The organism is Photobacterium sanguinicancri (assembly GCF_002265265.1).
In the GTDB taxonomy this organism is placed as follows: Bacteria; Pseudomonadota; Gammaproteobacteria; order Enterobacterales; family Vibrionaceae; genus Photobacterium; species Photobacterium sanguinicancri.
The window spans coordinates 1-568 of sequence record NZ_NOIF01000424.1; the positions used below are offsets into that span (position 1 = coordinate 1).

Consider the following 568-nt stretch of genomic DNA (forward strand, 5'->3'; position numbering starts at 1 on the left):
TCTGGTGGCAGGTCGCCGCTCGAGTCAGCAATATCGGCCAACGGTTGATCAATGAATTGCTCGGCCTCGGCCTCGGCGCCGTCGAGAATAGATTGCAGTTTGGTATCGTCGGCGTTGTGAATAACGTCGAGGTACTCTTTCAGTTTCGACAGCGCAATGATGCTCATTCGCCAACCCTCTCGAACATGTAGCTGTGAATGCCGCGCCGCCCCAGGATCGTCTCCATCGTGTTGTGCTCGCGGCACTCAAACCCGCGACGACGGAACCATTGTATCAGACCTTCATGGGTCCAGTACCACAGATGTTCGCCCGGTTTGTAGTGCGGCGACGACAGCACGGCCTCAGCGCTTTCGTAGATTGGCATCGAAACGGCTACCCATTGTTTCGCGCATTGCACCATTCTGACCGGGTCCGGGATATGTTCGAGGCTGTCCCAGAACGTGAGCGTTTGCGGCCCAAGCGATTCCGGGTGCCGGTAGCTCCCGCGCCTCTTGAGCCACTGCACGGCCTCCGGATTCACGTCGTAGCCGTGAGCGCCGGAGCGCTCGACGAACAGGCCACCACCAAT

The 568-nt window shown here is 59.0% G+C and carries 1 protein-coding gene; it reads right to left on the minus strand.

The genetic code is table 11. The features are described from left to right. Window positions 1-163: 163 nt before the first annotated feature. Window positions 164-568: methyltransferase domain-containing protein (locus ASV53_RS25735; protein WP_094959030.1), on the minus strand; the 405-nt coding region annotated here is incomplete at its 5' end.